This window comes from Streptomyces sp. NPDC051214 (assembly GCF_040682375.1).
Lineage (GTDB): Bacteria > Actinomycetota > Actinomycetes > Streptomycetales > Streptomycetaceae > Streptomyces.
Window position 1 is genome coordinate 256,269 of the sequence record NZ_JBFBAT010000012.1, and the last position, 17,133, is coordinate 273,401.

At 67.9% G+C, this 17,133-nt stretch carries 14 protein-coding genes and 2 pseudogenes; 6 read left to right on the top strand and 10 right to left on the bottom strand.

Annotation, left to right across the window (positions count from 1 at the left end; translation table 11 throughout):
* Positions 1-201 precede the first annotated feature (201 nt).
* Positions 202-915 (bottom strand): hypothetical protein, encoded by a 714-nt coding sequence (locus tag AB0M70_RS30205; RefSeq protein ID WP_365824751.1) that lies wholly within the window; start codon positions 913-915, stop codon positions 202-204.
* A gap of 294 nt (positions 916-1,209) precedes the next feature.
* Between AB0M70_RS30205 and AB0M70_RS30210 the strand changes: the two are divergent.
* Positions 1,210-1,587, top strand: a pseudogene (locus AB0M70_RS30210) (transposase); the annotation flags it as partial.
* Here the strand turns inward: AB0M70_RS30210 and AB0M70_RS30215 are convergent.
* Positions 1,569-2,330: a tryptophan 2,3-dioxygenase family protein gene (locus tag AB0M70_RS30215; RefSeq protein WP_365824754.1), complete on the bottom strand. Its 762-nt coding sequence runs from the start codon at positions 2,328-2,330 to the stop codon at positions 1,569-1,571. The pseudogene AB0M70_RS30210 and the gene AB0M70_RS30215 overlap by 19 nt on opposite strands.
* A 260-nt stretch (positions 2,331-2,590) precedes the next feature.
* The gene (locus AB0M70_RS30220) at positions 2,591-2,758 is read right to left on the bottom strand and encodes a hypothetical protein (RefSeq protein ID WP_365824756.1); all 168 of its coding nucleotides are present in this window, start codon (positions 2,756-2,758) and stop codon (positions 2,591-2,593) included.
* A 345-nt stretch (positions 2,759-3,103) separates the two neighbouring features.
* On the opposite strand from AB0M70_RS30220, the gene AB0M70_RS30225 reads away from it, so the two are divergent.
* Both AB0M70_RS30225 and AB0M70_RS30230 read left to right on the top strand, forming a co-directional pair.
* Complete coding sequence (locus AB0M70_RS30225) at positions 3,104-3,586, top strand: hypothetical protein (protein ID WP_365824758.1); 483 nt, start codon at positions 3,104-3,106, stop codon at positions 3,584-3,586.
* A 44-nt stretch (positions 3,587-3,630) separates the two neighbouring features.
* Complete coding sequence (locus AB0M70_RS30230; protein ID WP_365824760.1) at positions 3,631-5,544, top strand: hypothetical protein; 1,914 nt, start codon at positions 3,631-3,633, stop codon at positions 5,542-5,544.
* 616 nt (positions 5,545-6,160) lie between these two features.
* Here AB0M70_RS30230 and AB0M70_RS30235 read toward each other — a convergent pair.
* From AB0M70_RS30235 to AB0M70_RS30255, 5 genes and pseudogenes are all read right to left on the bottom strand, one after another.
* The gene (locus AB0M70_RS30235; RefSeq protein ID WP_365824762.1) at positions 6,161-6,862 is read right to left on the bottom strand and encodes a type 1 glutamine amidotransferase domain-containing protein; all 702 of its coding nucleotides are present in this window, start codon (positions 6,860-6,862) and stop codon (positions 6,161-6,163) included.
* A 43-nt stretch (positions 6,863-6,905) separates the two neighbouring features.
* A complete protein-coding gene (locus AB0M70_RS30240; protein WP_365824764.1) occupies positions 6,906-8,504 on the bottom strand; it encodes a succinic semialdehyde dehydrogenase in 1,599 nt (532 codons plus the stop codon).
* Between the two features lie 14 nt (positions 8,505-8,518).
* Positions 8,519-9,439 carry an acetoacetate decarboxylase family protein gene (locus AB0M70_RS30245; RefSeq protein WP_365824766.1) on the bottom strand — a complete coding sequence of 307 codons (921 nt, stop codon included), beginning with the start codon at positions 9,437-9,439 and terminating at the stop codon, positions 8,519-8,521.
* Positions 9,440-9,530: 91 nt separating this feature from the next.
* Positions 9,531-10,332: pseudogene (locus AB0M70_RS30250) on the bottom strand (alpha/beta hydrolase).
* A gap of 459 nt (positions 10,333-10,791) precedes the next feature.
* Positions 10,792-12,057 (bottom strand): NADH:flavin oxidoreductase/NADH oxidase family protein, encoded by a 1,266-nt coding sequence (locus AB0M70_RS30255; RefSeq protein ID WP_365824768.1) that lies wholly within the window; start codon positions 12,055-12,057, stop codon positions 10,792-10,794.
* A gap of 110 nt (positions 12,058-12,167) precedes the next feature.
* Between AB0M70_RS30255 and AB0M70_RS30260 the strand changes: the two genes are divergently transcribed.
* Both AB0M70_RS30260 and AB0M70_RS30265 read left to right on the top strand, forming a co-directional pair.
* Positions 12,168-12,752 carry a TetR/AcrR family transcriptional regulator gene (locus AB0M70_RS30260; RefSeq protein ID WP_365824770.1) on the top strand — a complete coding sequence of 195 codons (585 nt, stop codon included), beginning with the start codon at positions 12,168-12,170 and terminating at the stop codon, positions 12,750-12,752.
* A gap of 341 nt (positions 12,753-13,093) precedes the next feature.
* A complete protein-coding gene (locus AB0M70_RS30265; RefSeq protein ID WP_365824772.1) occupies positions 13,094-14,053 on the top strand; it encodes an NAD(P)H-quinone oxidoreductase in 960 nt (319 codons plus the stop codon).
* 67 nt (positions 14,054-14,120) lie between these two features.
* On the opposite strand, the gene AB0M70_RS30270 is transcribed toward AB0M70_RS30265, so the two are convergent.
* Together AB0M70_RS30270 and AB0M70_RS30275 are read right to left on the bottom strand one after the other, a co-directional pair.
* Positions 14,121-14,747, bottom strand: a complete 627-nt coding sequence (locus AB0M70_RS30270; protein ID WP_365824774.1) for a hypothetical protein — start codon at positions 14,745-14,747, stop codon at positions 14,121-14,123.
* Between the two features lie 78 nt (positions 14,748-14,825).
* Entirely contained in the window at positions 14,826-15,440 is a 615-nt protein-coding gene (locus AB0M70_RS30275; protein WP_365824776.1) for a TetR family transcriptional regulator, read from the bottom strand.
* 151 nt (positions 15,441-15,591) lie between these two features.
* Here AB0M70_RS30275 and AB0M70_RS30280 point away from each other — a divergent pair, with 151 nt between their 5' ends.
* Positions 15,592-17,133 carry an MDR family MFS transporter gene (locus AB0M70_RS30280; RefSeq protein ID WP_365824778.1) on the top strand — a complete coding sequence of 514 codons (1,542 nt, stop codon included), beginning with the start codon at positions 15,592-15,594 and terminating at the stop codon, positions 17,131-17,133.

Consider the following 17,133-nt stretch of genomic DNA (forward strand, 5'->3'; position numbering starts at 1 on the left):
TCCCACCCCCGTGGAAGGCCATGAGGGCCTTCGCCGGAAGTACGTCCACCAGGGCGCACAGCTCAGCCTCCAGGGCGGGCATGGCCTGGGTCACCGCCGTCAGGCGCTCGTTGGTGTTCCCATCCGGACGACGAACTCGGCAGGAAGAGGTCCTCGCCGGAACGTGGCTGAGAGCTCAAGGACGGGCTCTCATCCCTCGCCCTAGTAGTGGGTCTGTCCCTCCGCCATGGTGTAGCCGGTGGCTGCGCCGTGGTACGTGTCCGTGACCTCGTGCTGGCGGGAAGGATCCGCGCTGACGCCGGTGATTATGAACGAGGAGACGCCGTTGTCGAAGCCGTCGGTCAGGTTGTACCGATCGCCTCCCACCCCGTCGCGCCGAGGGCCAATAGTCGTCCGGTCGCCGGAGAATCCCGCAGCCGTGAACAGGGTGATGCTCCATCCCTTGGCGATGGACAGGCTGGAGATGGCATCGTTGCCGATCTGCCTGGCAAGGTCGGCCATGTCATGCCGGCCGCCACCAAACGCTGCGTGCTTGCCTGTGCAGTTGCGGCCAGTGAAGACATACACCCCCCTGACGGGGTTGAGAATGTTCTCTTGTGTGGCCGTCTTCGTGGCGGCTTCCAGGTTCGACTGCGCCTGCATGGTGACCTGGTACGTCCTCATGACCTTGAAGAAGCCGGCGAGGTCCTCGTCGTGCTTCGCCCCCTCCATCAGGCGGGTCATGCCCTCGTGGAAGGTGTCCGCCTTGACGAAGAGGGACATCACCACTCTGGCAAGGCCCAGGTCCTTGAGGGACTCATCGGCAAGCAGCGCGGTGATCAGGTCGTCGGCCAGAGCCTTGTCGCCCATGAGCTTGTCCGCGAAGGCCCTGTCGTCGAGAGCCTTGGTGACGTAGGTCTTGCCCTGAGTGTCCATGGGGCAGAAGCTATGGCCTGTGCAGGGCGGGTGATGCTCCGACACCCAGGAATGCCCCCACGATGATGAAGCCTTCCGCCTACTGAGGCCGGCGGAATTCAGCTCGAACTCCTCCCACCGGCCTCGCTGCCCGCCAGCCACCGATTCGCAGGCCGGGGGTTCAAGGTCAGGGTCTCAAGCGGGGCTGTAAAAGGAAGGGCGTAACTCCTGATCATGGAGGATGCACCCATGGCGAGCAACAACACGCCCGAGGAGGCGAGTTGAGGGGTAGCCGTCCCGCAGCCGGCGAAGACGGTGGATGATCAGCTGATCGAGGAGTTGGTCGGCCGCGCCCAGGCTAAAGGCCTCCAGCCGCCCGGCCAGGGAGGTCTGCTGCAGCAGCTCACGTAGCGGCTTCTGAAGTCATCCCTGCGAGGTGAGGTCACCGAGCCACTCGGCCATGACCGGCACGGTCCGGCGGGCAAGAACGGTGGCAACTCCCGCAACGGGTCCCGCCCCAGAACGGTGCTGACCGAGGTCGGCCCGGTGGAGGTTGCGGTGCCCCGTGACCGGGGCCGAATGGCAGAACCGCCCCCTCGACCCGGTCTATCCGGTCATTTCATCGATGCCATCCACGTGAAGATCCGCGACGGTGCGGTCGCCAACCGGTCCATCTATGTTGCCCTGTCAATGCGTGAGCGGAGATAGGCGACTCCGGCCGTGCCGTCGGTGCCAGGCTGGTCTGCGATCATCCGTTCCACCAGGTGGAGGTGCCGTTCTTTCCAGCTCTTTGCTGCCTCACGCACGCGGGTCACACCCGCGTTCATTTGTCGTGCGTGCGCAAGTGGTAACGGTGCGCCGCATCGTGGCTGGGTGATGTGGTGGAACAGCTCGGCGAACTGCACGGATTGCCCGCCGCTGGCCTCACCGAGCAGGGGGCGGAAAGAGGCGAAGTCCTCCTCGCTCAGCGTGTCGAGCAGGGTGAGCAGACCTTCGAGCTGGCGCAGCAGGTCGTGCACCCGCTGAAGTGTGACCTGGGCGCTGCCGGCCACACTGCCGGTCGGGTGGCGAAGCTGCCGTAGCTCGACCAGGGCATGGGCGAGGAGAAGCTCCGAAGCTTGATGCACCACAATGAACAGGTGCTCATCGCACCACTGCGCGCCCCGCGCAGGCCGGGTACGCGGCTGCTGCAGAGCGAGAAGCTGCGGCACGTGCAGGTAGGCCGTGTACGGGCTCTCGACGTCAGCAGGATCGTTTTCGTCCGTACGATGGTCCATGTGCTGGTCCTCATAGCGGGATGACGGGACAGGGCGCGGCGACGGATCTCCAGCAGACCTGGTGGGATGCATGCACCGCAGCTCTGCCTCGTCCATCTGGCCCACGCTCATTCTCCCCATCAGGCGGAGCTGGCCGTCGGGCTCGACGGCCAGGTCCATGACCTGACCGCCTGGCCGAACCCCGTCCGACAGCCATCGAGGAACGCTGCACTCTGACCGTGTACGCGGAGCTCCTGGAGCAGGAAGCAGCTGTGCGAGCCGAGTTGTTGCGCAGGCTGGGGCGGTAGCAGCGCCTCTCCCGGCATGAGCTCACCTCGCCGACGGGAGGCTCGGGGAGGGTGGGCGGGGGTGGCCCTCCGGCCTTCCCAGATGTCTCAGCTGCCCCCGCCCAGCGGCAGGAGCCTGCATCTGACGCGGCCTCATGCCGCGCCTGGCTCCTCCTCCCGCCGCCGACGGCCCTCTTGCTGCCCCGGCCCCGCCGCCGCGTCGCCGCGCGCACCCGTCACAGCCCGCACTACGAGGTCGTCCTCGTCCGTGAAGTGCTCGCCGAGGAGACCGGCTTTTGTGGTGGCGGCTGCGGTGTTCACGGTGACGTCCGGCCGCTGACACGACGCAGTGGGCAACGGGCCGCGTGCGCACCCCTGTTGCGGAAGCCGCCGGATTGGCGAGGACTCACCCCGCTCTGCAGTTCGACCTCACCCGGCGCCGTCTGCCCGTCAGCCCGCCCTCGGCTCTCTTCAGGCCCGGGGGTGAACCATTTCGCTGCGTTACGCGAGGTAAAACCCCGGCCGAGGATCATTTTCGGCCGACATTGCGCACCGAATAAACGTTACGGCCGGCGCGGGGGCACGTGATGGACGCAAAGAGTGGAGCCGAGCCGGATGGACGGATTACCTCAGGGGTAGGAAGTAAAGACGACCGAAGGGGAGACCATGTCTTTCAAAAACATCTTCGAGGGCGGCGGGAGTGAAGCCAAGTCCGCCGAAGAGTCCGCTCAAGACGTGCACGAGAAAATTCCAGGCGCCCGGCCCGAACGGCAAGGGGTCGACCCGGAACTGTACGACGGTATTCCGAATGTAGAGCGCGACCCGAAGATTGTGCGTGAGACGTCACCCGAGGCGCTCCGCATCATGAACGGCTTTCTGTCCCCACTGTTCAAGAGGACCGGCTCGGCGGCCGCCAAACAGCAAACCAGCTGCGAGGACCCCACATCGACGGCCGGCATGGCGTCCTCGGCCAAGGACGAGACGTTCAAGAAGGTGAAGGTCGAGATCAGGGACGAGGACCGGCCGGGGGTCAAGGGTGAGGACCTGCCGAAGATGAGCGAGGAAGAGATGGAAGAAATGAGAAGGAAGAACTCCGAAGCGGCCGCGAAAGTCGAAAGGACCGACGGCGCGCCAACCGAGACTGAGTGACTGTCACATCGTTGAGTTCCACAGGAGAGGACGGATCCAAGAAAATGGGCGACGCCAAAAAGAACAATGTGAGCACGGCTCATCTCGGCGAACGGTACATGCGCCACCCGCTGACCGGCCGTAACCTAAAAGAGCTCGACGTCGCCACAAAGGCCCCCGCGATCCTGGAGCGGGACAGGGAGAAATTGAAGAGGAAAGCCGAGAAGAAGTCGCCGGACGGTGAGGATCGGGACGTCCACCCCATCGGGTTCTCCTTGAACAAGGGACGGTTTGAGGGATTCCCCGAGACGGAGGCCGCGGCACACGAGCGCGGATGGACGGCCTACATGACGGTGGGCGTGCCGCTCGTCGAAGAGCGGGCCGACATCGCGCAGCCCCCTCCTGATGTGATCTCCAAGCAGACGTACGTCAACCGGACCGACCCCGTCCCCACGAAGTGGTCGCACACGGTCGAGTTCTCTATCTCGAACACGATCAGCTGGTCGCTCCAGGGGCAGGTGCAGCTGACCTTCGGCGCCAAGGTCACCGCCTCGCTGCAGCAGCAACTGCAAAAAAGCATGGCGGCGAACCAGTCGCAGAAGACCACCCTGAAGAACAGCAAGGACAACCAGGGCGTCGACTCCGAGTCGCAGTCGCAGTCGACCAGTACGACCACGGCCACGAGCACCGCCACCGGCACCGGCGAGCTGTCGGCACAACTGATGCTGGGGATCACCGCGTCGGTCAGCGGCTCGCTGACCACCGCGTTCAAGACGTCGTCCACGCTGAGCGGTGAGGTCGGTAGCCGGGTGGACGTCCTGGCCACGCAGCGGCGCCAGGTGCGGAGGTTCGACTACGAATTCCCCATCTCCTTCGGCGGGTGGGTCGCGTTGTATTACCCCGAGCCGGTGGAGGTCAAGGAGACGCACCCGGACGGCCCGCAGGCCAAGGAGCCGACATACGCCAAGGTCATCGCGTGGAAGCTCGGCGAGAGCGGCGCGGCCAAGGACACCTTCGACCTGACCGACGAAGGCAGGCCGTTCTTGCAGAAGGGGGAGGCCGAGGTCGTCTCCACTCTCGCCGGGGTCCATGAGGTCTTCGAGCTGGAGAAACTCGACTTCGACAGCACGATGCACCCTCTTCACAAGGGCGGCGGCGCACAGCAGACGAGTCCCCGCAAGCCTCACGCCACGCTCGTCGACGGCCTGGGCACGGCCGACGGCCTCGCGCTGGACCGGGCGAACCGGAAGGCGTACGTCACCGACCGGTACAACAGCGGCAGGCTGCTGAAGGTGGACCTTGCCGACAACGGCGACGGCACCGAATGGGTCCTGGCGACGCCGGGCCAGATCAACGACGTGGCGCTGGACCTGCCGGGCAACCAGGCCTACATCACCGACTACAGCGGCAAGCGCCTGCTCAGGGTGGACCTGGCCGACCGCTCCACCCCTCCGGTCGTGATCGCCGAGGGCATGTATGCGTACGGCGTCGCCCTGGACCTGCCGGGCGGCCGGGCCTACGTCACCGACGTGGAGAACAACCAGTTGATCGAGTACGGCCTGAACGGCCGTCCGGCGCAGCAGCAGCGCATCTGGAACGTACCCAGGGCCGCCGGGGTGGCGCTGGCCGAGGGCAGAGCATACGTGGGTCAGTACGACCTCGGCGGGCTGTATGAGATCGACCTGACGGCGGACGGCGCCACCCCGCGCACCGTGGCAACCCGCCTTGGGTGCAGCGTCCGCGTGGCGCTGGACGGCGCGGGCCACGCCTACGTCTGCGACTCGGCCGGCGGCAAGGTGCACGAGGTCGTCGTGGCCGACGGCGAGGCCAAGGGCCGTCAGCGCGTGGTGGCCGACGGCCTGGGCAACGTCAGCGGCATCAAGCTGGATTGCGACCACGGTCTGATCTACGTCAGCAACCGGCAGGGCAAACTGCTGCGGATCTCCCACGTACTGCGGGGCGTCCCGGCAGCGTCGTGAAACCTGACACCTACATCGTTCGGGTCCAGTTCCGCGCCGATGGCCCCGCCGTGACCGGATGGTGGAGCAATCAGGAAGTCGCCGAGGCAAAATACTCCGGCCAGATCGGCCTCTAGGGGTCTACGCCCGGCATGATCATCACGTTGGCGGTGCAAACCAGCGACGGCGAGGGCGAGGAATCGGTGCTGCGGACCTGGAAGGCCGGACTCTGCGGGACGGCCGGTCCCGCATCCCCGGCACCAGGACGCGGCGTCCCTTCCCTCCCCGGCCCGCGCAGTCGCCGTCACCGGCCACCCGACCCCGGCCTAACCTCCCAACCAGCCGCCTTATCCGGCACTTGCCCCGCACCCCGGGCCACGCGCCAGGCGGCACCGAGCTCCGCGAACTCCCGGCGCAGCACCGACCGCTGCTCCTCGAGTTTTCCGGCCGTGAGCGTCCGCGCAGGCTGCGCAACCTGCAGCTGAACAGAGCGAACATGCCCGGGACCCTTGCGAGAAGGACACCATCGATCGCTCTGACGAGTGAGTGGCGCCCGCCCTCGCGTCGGGGAAGGTAGGGAACCTGCCTTCTGCTGAGGTTGAACTCGTGGTGTTGCACAGGCTCCGCGTCTGGCCGCTCAGGTGTCCAGGACCTCCACGAGCCGTTTGGCGAGCAGTTCGGAGGAGGCGGGGTTCTGTCCGGTGTAGAGGTTGCGGTCGACTTCCATGAAGGGGCGCAGGGGCAGGCGTCCCTTGCGGTACTCGGCGCCGCTTGCGCGCAGGCGGTCTTCCAGGAGCCAGATCGCGTTGCGGCCGAACCTGTTGAACTTCTCCTCGAAATTGGACAGGCCCGTCATCCGGTATCCGGCGAACGGCCACGAGCCGTCCTCGTTCTTCGCCGCGAACGTGGCGGCCGGTGCGTGGCACAGCAGGGCCAGCGGCTTGCCTGAGTGCAGCACGCGGGTGAGGAGCGCTCCGGAGACCGGGTCGGTGGCGAGGTCCTCCATCGGTCCGTGTCCGCCGGGGTAGAAGACCAGGTCGTATGCGTCCGGGTCGATCGCTTCCAGGGGTGTGGGGTTGTTCAGTTGGTCCTGGATGGTGTCGAGGTACCGTGCGACCTCGCGGAGTTTGGACGGCAGGCCGGCGGTGCGGGACATGCTCAGGCGGTCCAGGGTGGGGACTTTGCCGCCGGGCGTCGCGATCGTGATCTCCCATCCTGCGCGGGTGAAGATCTTGTGGGGCATGGCCAGTTCCTCGCCCCAGTAGCCCGAGGGGTGCACTTCTCCGTCTTTCAGCGTCCAGCGGTCCGCTGCGGATACGACGATGAGGACTCTGGTCATCTCTGTCTCCTTTGCTGTGATGACGCTCGCTCCCGGGAAGGATTCACCGAGCGCCGACCGCCTTGAGGACCTTCTGCGCGCCCGTCAGGAGCGCGGCCCATGTGTCGGGCGAGATGCGAGAGGGCGGGGTGAAGCCCTGGAGGCGCTGGTGGGCGACGGTTTGCGGCTCGGTGTATTTGAGGATTCCGTCGGCGCCGTGACGCCGGCCGATTCCCGAGTCGCCCATGCCGCCCATCGGGGCGTCGATGCTGCCCCAGGCGGCGGCGAAGGCTTCGTTGACGTTGACGGTGCCGGCGTGGATGCGGGCGGCAACGGCCCGGCCCCGCGCCCCGTTGCGGGTCCAGACGCTGGCGTTGAGGCCGTACGCGGTGGCGTTGGCCCGTGCGATCGCCTCGTCGACGTGGTCGAAGGGGTAAAGGGAGACGACGGGGCCGAAGGTCTCGTGGTCGTGCAGCGTCATGTCGGGGGTGACGTCGGTGAGGATGGTCGGTTCGTAGAACAGCGGGCCCAGGTCGGGGCGCGCCCTGCCTCCGGCCAGGACGGTGGCGCCCCTGGTGACGGCGTCGTCGACGTGTGCGGTGACGGTTTCCAGCTGGGCGGGGGTGGTGAGGGAGCCGACGTCGATGCTGAAGTCGTAGGCGGCGCCCAGCGTGAGCCTCTTGGTGCGGTCGACGAAGGCGGCGACGAACTTGTCGCGCAGGGACTTGGCCACGTACAGGCGCTCGATGGAGACGCAGAGCTGTCCGGCCGAGGGGAAGCATGCGGCGATGGCGCCGTCGGCGGCGCGGTCGATGTCGGCATCATCGAGCACGATCATGGCGTTCTTGCCGCCGAGTTCGAGGGAGGCGCCGATGAGGCGTTCTCCCGCGTCGCGGGCGATTCGTCGTCCGGTGGCGGTGGAGCCGGTGAACATCATGTAGTCGGCACCTGCCATCAGGGCGTCGCCGATGGAGCTGCCACGGCCGATCACCATCTGCCATACGCCGGCGGGCAGTCCAGCCTCGTGCATCAGGTCCAGGGCCCACAGCGCGGTGAGGGCGGTCTGGGTGTCGGGTTTCTGGACGACGGCGTTGCCGGCCATGAGCGCCGGGATGGCGTCGCCGGCGGCCATGCTCAAGGGGTAGTTCCACGGGGAGACGATGGCGACGACGCCTTTGGGGTGGCGCAGTTCGGTGGTATGGGTCAGTACCGGGACCGCGCCGCGGCGGCGCTTGGGCCCCAGGTACGTGGCGGCGCTGCGCGCGTAGTAGCGGGAGGTGATCGCGGTGTCGACCACCTCCAGGTGGGCGTCGCGGCGGGTTTTGCCGCTCTCGGCCTGCATCAGGTCCAGTGCCTCGTCCTGGCGGGCGAGTACGAGGTCGTGGAAGCGCAGCATGATCTTCTTGCGCTCTCTCAACGGGGCGGCTGCCCAGTCCCGTTGGGCGGTGCGGGCACGGGCGAACGCGTCCTCGACGTCGGCGGGAGCCGAGAGGGGAAGGTCGGCCAACGGGGCGCCGGTGTAGGGGGCGCGGGTGGTGCCCCGTTCGGCATCGGCCGTGGCCGCGACGCGCCCCGCCAGCTGGTGTATTCGGTCTGGGGAGAGTGAGGCGGGCAGGCCGGTGCCGCGGGCGGTGGCAGGCGGGGCGGCGTGATCGGTGACCATGGCGGAGCTCCTTGTCACTGGTCCCGACTGGGGACCGAGGTGGGGACGGGCATGTGCAGGGCGGCTTGGCCTTCGGTCATGACGTCGAACTGCACCGTCCTGGTCGGCTTGAGTGAGCGCAGGTCGTCGGCCATAGGGCCCTGCCCGAGCTGGAGATCGAGGCCGCGGGGGAAGCGCGCGGTGCCCGCCGCGAGCACATTGGTCTGATTGAGGGTGGAGTGCCAGGCTCCGTTGATTGACGTGTACGAGGTGAGGCTGGAGACCCGCTCACCGCCCGGATGGGCGCTCTGGGCAGGCGTGGGAGCAGAGAACGACAGGTCCGTCCCGCCCGTGTCGTTGGCCACCCGCGCCGTCGTGCGGCGCGCGTCGATGTCGACGTCGAGTCCGGTGACCCATTTGGGGAAGCCGTAGCCGTCGTGCCCGCGCACCTGCGCGATCTCGCTGCTGACCGGCAGGGAGAGCACATAGGTATCGAGGTGCTCGTTCTTCAGGGCGGTCACGAGATCGAAGAGCCCCAGTCCGCCGTGCCGGGCCGGCTTCACCGCGATACCGACGGCGGCTTCGGTGTAGAAGTCGATGTCACACACGTCGTAGCGAAAGAACATCACCGAGACGAGCCCGAGTCCGGGCGCGACCTCCAGGGGTGCCAGCTCCCCAGGCAGGCGGGTACGGATGGCGCGGGTGCGGGCGAGCATCGTGAGGCGGGCGGTTGAGATGCGGTAGTAGAAGTTCGGGGTGAGCGTGGCCCCGATCGGAGAGTCGACCTCGGTCTTGGGCAGCCGCCGGAAGAAGTCCACGCCACTGACGCGGGGGTCGCGGGCGACCTCGTCGAGGTCGGTGGCCATGCGGTACCGGTCGTACAGGCCCCCCTTGGGGACCGTGACCGAACGGCCGCCCAGATCGACCGTGACGGTTTCCTGCAGTACTGACGCCATCTGATGACTCCCTCACAAAAATGTTGACGGTGCTTACATCACCCTAGCCAGCCATGTAAGCACCGTCAACACCGAGAGGTGGGGGCGCGTCTCAGGTGGCGTGCAGAGCTGAGCTGAGGACGTCGACGTCGAGCCTTCGGGCGACGTTGGCGGCGCGGGTGTCGCGCAGACTGTCCAGCAGAAGAAAGTCGTGAACCAGGCCCGCCACACGGACGGATGTCACATCCACGCCAGCCTCGCAGAGCTTGTTGGCGTACTGCTCGCCCTCATCGCGCAGCACGTCTGCCTCGTCGGTGATCACCAGGGTGGCGGGGAGGCCCTTGAGCTGCTCGAGGCCCGCCTGCAGGGGAGAGGCGTGGTGGTCGGCCCGCGGGGCGGGGGTCGGTGGTGTAGGCGTCCCAGAACCACTGCATGCCCTCGCGGGTGAGGGAGTAGCCCTCGGCGAACTGCAGATAGGAAGGGGCGCCGAAGTCGGCATTGGTGACCGGGTAGAGCAGGACCTGGGCCTTGAGGTCGATCCCGCCGCGCTCCTTGTTCATCAGCGCGAACACCGCGGGCATGCAGCCGCCGACCGATTCGCCGGTGACGGCGATGCGTGAGGTGTCCAGGCCGTGCACCGCACCGTGTTCCAGGACCCACTGGCCCACGGCGTAGTTCTGTTCCACCTGGGTGGAGTACTTCGCCTCCGGCGCCCGGTCGTAGACGGGGAAGACGCCTGCGGCGCCCGCGCCGACCGCGAGTTCACGAAAGAGGCGGTCGTGGGTCTTGTCGTCGCCGAAGACCCAGCCGGCGCCGTGGATGTAGAAGACCACCGGCAGCGGACCGCTGGCCCCCTTGGGGCGGAGGATGCGCGTGCGGACCGTACCCCACTTGCCGCATCGATCTCGACCCACTCCTCGTCGACGTCGGGGCGGGGCACGCTGCTGTCGCTCTGCAGATCGAGGAGGATCTGGCGCCCCTGCTCCGGGGCACCTCGTAGATCCGCGGATGTGGGTCGGTCGCCTCAGCCAGCTCCTTGGCGGCGGATTCGAGGCAGGGCGTGATGGGCGGCGGTATCTCGGTCATGACTGATCCCTGTCCCGGGTGCGTGCTCCCTCGCGCCTAACATCCGGCGCTCCGGACAGAAGGGCGCATATCCCCCCCGTTTATGGTCGCGTCTCACCTGCGATGCGCAACCTGCCGCAGGGCTCTCGCTGCTGCCGTCCGCGCCTCGTGGCGGGGCCGGGCGCGCCGCACCCCATAGGCACGCACCGCCCCACCCGGCGCGCGGGGCCAGGCGGCGGCCCGGACAGGGACTGCACGCGGGGCCGGCGTCACCCCATGGCCGTCACTCAGTCCGGCTGCGCACAGGGTCACGCGGCCCGACTCGCCCCTGTGCCCGTGTGCCGGGTTTCGGTCAGCCAGGTGCGGTAGCGGCGCAGCGCGCGGCGCTGCTGGAGTTGTTCGGACAGCAGGGCGCGCACCGGGTGGGTGCCGGGCCTGGGGGCATTGCCGTGGGCGATGCGGCGCATCTGGTGGCGGACCTGGGCCATGGTGGCGGCCGAGGCGAGGGCCTTGTCGGACCAGGTCACCGGCCGCAGCTGCCGGTCGGCCTCGCGGCCGCTGCGCCAGCGGTCGGGCAGGTCCGGGGTGACGGAGAGGGCGGTGCCCATGCCGACGAGCGCCACGCCGCCGGCGAGCACCGCCTCGGCAGTCTCGCGGCGGGTGATGCCGCCGGTGAGCATCAGCGGGACCGAGGTGGCGCGCGCCAGGTCCTTGGCCAGGTCCAGGAAATAGGCTTCACGGGCCTGGGTGCGCTCATCGGCGGGGCGGCCGGTCATCGCCGGGCTCTCGTAGCTGCCGCCGGACAGTTCGACTATGTCGACGCCAAGGGGTTCGAGCATCTCGATCACCTGCCGTGCGTCGTCGGTGTCGAACCCGCCACGCTGGAAGTCGGCGGAGTTGAGCTTCACCCCGACCCCGAACGACGGCGAGACCGCGGCGCGCACGGCACGCACGACGTCCAGCAGCATGCGGGCCCGGTTTTCCAGCGACCCGCCCCAGGCGTCGGTGCGCTTGTTGACCAGCGGAGAGAGGAACTGTGACAGCAGGTAGCCGTGCGCGGCGTGGATCTCCACGCCGTCGAAGCCCGCCTTCTCGGCGCGGTGGGCCGTCACCGCGAACCGGGTCACGGTGGCGTCGATCTGCTCGGGAGTCATGGCCAGTGGCCGGCCGAACCGGCTGCTGTGCCGTCCCAGGTCGACACCTACGTCCGAGGGTCCCCACACCACGCCGGGCATGCCGGCCTGCACCTGTCGGCCGGGGTGATTGATCTGCATCCAGATCGACGCCCCACCCGACTTGCCGGCCTTGGCCCACTCGGTGAACGGCTGCAGCGGAGCGGCCTCGTCGAGCACGACCCCCGCGGGCCCGGTCAGTGCCTCGGCATGCACCATGACGTTGCCGGTGATCAGCAGCCCGGTGCCGCCCGCAGCCCAGTGCCGGTACAACGCCAGCAGATGCCGGCCGGGCAACTGCCCTTCGCCGGCCAGGTTCTCCTCCATGGCAGCCTTCGCGATCCGGTTGCCCAGCACCTGTCCGGAACGCAGGGGCAATGACGAGAACAGCTCGCTGGTCATCCGAATCCTTCTCTGCTCTGTTCGACCGCTCGGCGCGATCGCCTAAGATGTGTACGGCGCTCACATTAATCAGCGAATGTAAGCGGTGCATACACGAGAGGGTGTGACCTGTGACACAGGCGACTGCGTACCATCACGGCGACCTGCGTGCCGCTTGCCTGCGCGCCGCGCGCGAACTGCTGGAGGAGGACGGCAGCGCAGCACTGTCGATGCGGGCCGTCGCACGGCGCGCAGGCGTGTCACCGACCGCCCCCTACCGCCATTTCCCGGACCGCGAAGCACTCGTCTCCGCAGTCGCAGCCGAGGGCTATCGCGAACTCACCGAGCACCTGGCCGCCGCCCACCCCGCACCCGCGACCCCCGAGGAGCTTGCGGCGGTCGCCATCGCCTACGTCCGCTTCGCGCTCGACCACCCCGCCCTGTTCCGGGCGATGTTCGCCGAGCCCTGCGACCCCGCCAACGAAGACCGGGTCGCCGCGACCGCGGCCATCGCGGAGTACGTCCGCGACATCGTCTCCCGCACCTTCCCCGACGCCGACCCGGAGGCGCTGTGGACATCGGTGTGGGCACTCGCCCACGGCCTGGCATTCCTGCACCTCGACGGCAAGTTCGACGCAGCCACTCCCGAAGCGGTCGCCCGCCAGGTCCGCACTGCGGTCCTGGCGCTGTTCAGTGCCGCCCCGGCACTCCCGTAGGCAACCGCCAGCAACCCCTCTGACCGCGGGCGACCGGTAACCGCCATCGGTCAGAGCGAGGGCGACCCCCTCAGTGAGCACGGGCTCGCGCGCGCCTCGGCAGGCCAGGGGTGACCGTCGAGTGGCGGCCCTCACCCCGCTCAATGTTGACGCTGCACACTTCACTCTCTAATGTGAGCAGTGCAAACATTCGCTTTGCGGGTATTGCGTACTTAAGGATGCAAGTCCTCACCTATGTCGGCATGGGCCACAAGCAGCGCCAGGTTTCCCCTGCGAGACCCATGGCTGGCGCCCCCTTCCGGACATCCGCAAGCCCTTCTCGTCCACATGAGCGGAGCATCATGAAAGCAGTAACGATCAAAGAAGCGGGCGGGCCTGAGGTCCTGGAGTGGACCGAGGTCGAAGATCCGGCGCCCGGTGCCGGTGAAGTCGTCGTCGACGTAGTGGCCAGCGCACTGAACCGGGCCGACGTCATGCAGCGGATGGGCCTGTACCCCCTACCGAAGGGCGCTTCGCCTTACCCGGGACTGGAAGTCTCCGGCCGCATCAGTGCCATCGGACAAGGCGTCAGCGGCTGGCAGCTGGGCGATGAAGTCTGTGCCCTGCTGACGGGCGGCGGTTATGCGCAGAAGGTCGCCGTGCCCGCAGGACAGCTGTTCACAATTCCCAAGGGGATCGGCTTGGCGGAGGCAGCCGCTTTGCCGGAAGCCGTCGCCACGGTGTGGTCGAACATCGTCATGACCGCAGGACTGAAGGAGGGCGAAACCTTCCTCGTGCACGGCGGAGCAGGGGGTGTAGGCACGTTTGCGATCCAGATCGCAAAGGCACTGGGGGCCCGGGTCGTCACCACCGTGGGCGGCCCCCAGAAGGCCGCCCGCGCGCAAGACCTGGGCGCCGACCTGACGATCAACTACCGCACGCAGGACTTCACCGAGCACGGCCCCTACGACGTCATCCTCGACGTCGTGGGCGGCCAGTACCTCGAACGCAACATCCGTTCCCTGGCCACCGACGGCCGTCTGACCGTCATCGGCCTGCAGGACGGGCTTGAGGGCAATCTCAACCTCGCCGAGCTGGTCTTCCGCCGCTTGTCGGTACACGGCACCACCCTGCGCACCCGGCCCGCAGAGCAGAAAGCCGCCATTGTGGCGGCAGCGCAAGAGAAGGTCTGGCCGATGATCGAGAACGGAGCCGTGCAGCTCATCATCGATCAGACCCTGCCCATGGCCGAGGCCGCCCAGGCACACCGGCTCATGGAAACAGGCCAGCACACCGGCAAGATCTTGCTGGTGAACGACTGAGACGAACCGCCAGGCCGAGGTCAACTGAGCTGCTTTCACACAGCCTTGGGGCCGAAGAGCTTCACCGTTACGTCCTCATCGTGCAGTTGTCGATCGTGCATCGGGCCGATCCCCGTCGGGGCTCACTGGGGTCACATACGGGCACCGGGCCCGGGACCGGTCGGCCGCAGTTCATGTCGGGCCCTGGTCCGGTTCGGATCAGACCGAGGCCGGCGCGGGCCCCGGCCCGCTGGAGCATCTTGCGGGCCCCTTCGGGCGCCCAGGGCAGACCGCGGTTGTGTCCGTGCTGCTGGACTAGCAGTATCCCGTGGGCGGCCCCGCGCGGGTACTCGGTCGTCATGTAGTCGAAGTAGGCGTGGATCATTGCCGGGCTGACCCGTTTGATCAGCCCGCCCCGGACCACCTGGTTGTCGAACTCCCACGGCCATTTGGTCTTCGCGCGCGCGTCGGTGATCAATCCGTCGCGGTGGCAGACATGGGCCTGCGGTGCCCGGCACTCGCCGCAGGCGGCGTCCTCGCGCAGATGCAGGTCAGCCAGGTGAAGGTCGCACAGTTCACCGATGCGAAACCCCGTGCGGCAGTGGCTGACCACCAACGACTGGGCGGACAGCTCCATCCCGCAGAAAGCCGCCACTTCCAGGCGCGGCAGTGTGAACGGCCAGTACGACGGCATCCGCTGACCTGCACCCGGCATCAGGTGTCTCGAGGGCGTGCTCAAGGGGCCACGGCGCCGGGTGCGGCTGTGGTGTCGCAAGGGGCGCGGCGGAGGGATTCATTTGCCGGAGGCGAGGGTGTGCCAGCCGTGTTCGAGGAGGTCGAAGGCGCGGGTGATCGCTTGGCGGGGGTCGTCGTGGCCGCGGGCGGCGCGCGGTGCTTCGAGGGCGAAGTGGGCCAGGGCGGTGCAGGCGGGATCGTCGGCCGGCAGGCCGCTCTCCTCGGCGATGACCTGGGCCAGGGCGGCTGTGTGGCGCAGCCACATGTTCTGTTCGTAATCCCGCAAGGCCGGTGTGGCGTTCACGAGGTCGAAGAACGCGGTGAAACGAGCGTCGCCACCCGCTGCGGCGACGCGGTACGTCAGTACGTGCTCGCGCAGTGCTGCGGGAATCGACTGGCCGTCGGGGCGTTCGCGTACCGCGGCGAGGAGGCGGGCCTCCTTGTCCGCATCCTCGTCGAAGACGAGGGCCTCCTTGACCGGGAAGTGCTTGAACAGCGTGGTCGTGGACACATCGGCCGCATCTGCGATCTCGCGGATGCCCACGTCGTCGTAGCCACGCTCGAGGAACAGGCGTAGCGCGGCGTCGGCGATGGCCTGGCGGGTGGCGGCCTTCTTGCGTTCGCGGCGCCCGATCGGGGCTGCCGGGGCAGGTGCGGGAGAGGTGTCTGGCATGTCTCGCAGCCTACCCGCAAAGTTGCCCAGATTCAAAAGTGAAGCAGTTGCACTTATTGAGTTGGTGTGCTCTTCTGGAGTGGTCGTCGTGAGGCACAGCCCGGCGGCCCCCCTTCACTTCCCTTCTCGTATCCGAAAGGAGTGATCAGACATGTCCACGCCTGCTTCCCTCCCCGCTCAGGCCCCGGCGGCCGTCCCGAAGAACGTGCGCTGGGTGCTGCTCGGCGTCATGCTCGCGATGCTGCTGTCCATGCTCGACAACATGGTCGTCAGCACCGCGATGCCCACGATCGTCGGCGAGCTCGGCGGCCTGGAGCACATCTCCTGGGTCGTCACCGCCTACACGCTCGTCACCGCCGTCACCACACCGATCTGGGGCAAGCTCGGCGACCTCGTCGGCCGCAAGCCCATGTACCTGGCCTCGATCGCGGTGTTCATCGTGGGATCCGCGCTGTGCGGCGCCGCTCAGTCGATGACCGGGCTGATCGCCTTCCGCGTCGTGCAGGGCATCGGCGCCGGCGGTATCGGCGCGGGCGCGTTCGCGCTGATCGGCGCCCTCGTGCCGCCCCGCGAGCGCGGCAAGTACCAGGGCATGACCGCCTCGGTCATGGCTATCGGCACCATCGGCGGCCCGCTGCTCGGCGGTTTCGTCACGGGCCACTTCGACTGGCGCTGGGCCTTCTACGTCAACCTGCCACTGGGCCTGGCCGCCCTGGTGTGGCTGTGGCTGAACCTGCACGTACCCGCCAAGCGGATCAAGGCGAAGATCGACTGGGCGGGCATCGCCCTGCTCACCGTCTCCATCAGCGCCCTCGTGCTGGCCGCCACCTGGGCAGGCACCACCTACGCCTGGGGGTCCTGGCAGATCCTTGCGCTCGCGGCCGTCGTCGTGCTCGGACTGCTCGCCTTCATCACCGTGGAGAAGCGCGTCGCCGAGCCGCTGCTGCCCCTGTCCGTGTTCACCGGCCACCGCAACTACCCGCTCGCGATGGTGCTGATCCTGGTCGCGGGTGTGGTCATGTTCGGCGCGGGCCTGTATCTGCCGCTGTTCCAGCAGACCGTGCAGGGCGCCTCGGCCACCAACTCCGGACTGCTGATGCTGCCCCTGATGATCCCCGTAGTGATCGTCTCGACCATCGCGGGCAAGGTCATGTCGGCCACCGGCAAATACAAGATCTTCCCCATTCTGGGGACCGTGTTCCTCGTGGCCGGCCTGGGACTGCTCGCGACCATGGATACCGGCACCTCACGGCTGCTGACCGGCCTCTATATGACGCTCGTCGGCATCGGACTGGGCTTCACCATGCAAATGGCCGGCACCATCGCGCAGAACAGCGTCTCGATGCGGGACATGGGCGCCGCCATGAGCTCGGTCAACCTCTTCCGCACCCTGGGCGGATCCCTCGGCGTCGCCGTCTTCGGCTCGCTGTTCACCCGCGCCGTCCAGCCCACGCTGGGCGCAGGAGCCGAGAACGACCCGAGCGCCCTGCACCACCTGCCCGCCGCGGCCAAGACCGCCTACCTCGACGCGGTCACGACCGGCACCGGCCACATCTTCCTCAGCGCCGCGATCCTGTGCGCGCTCGCCTTCATCGCCGCACTCCTCGTCGTCGAGGTCCCGCTGAAGAAGGCCGGTCCGCCCGCGCCCTCCGCTGGCACCACCAAGGACACCCCCACCACGGCGGCCCGCTAA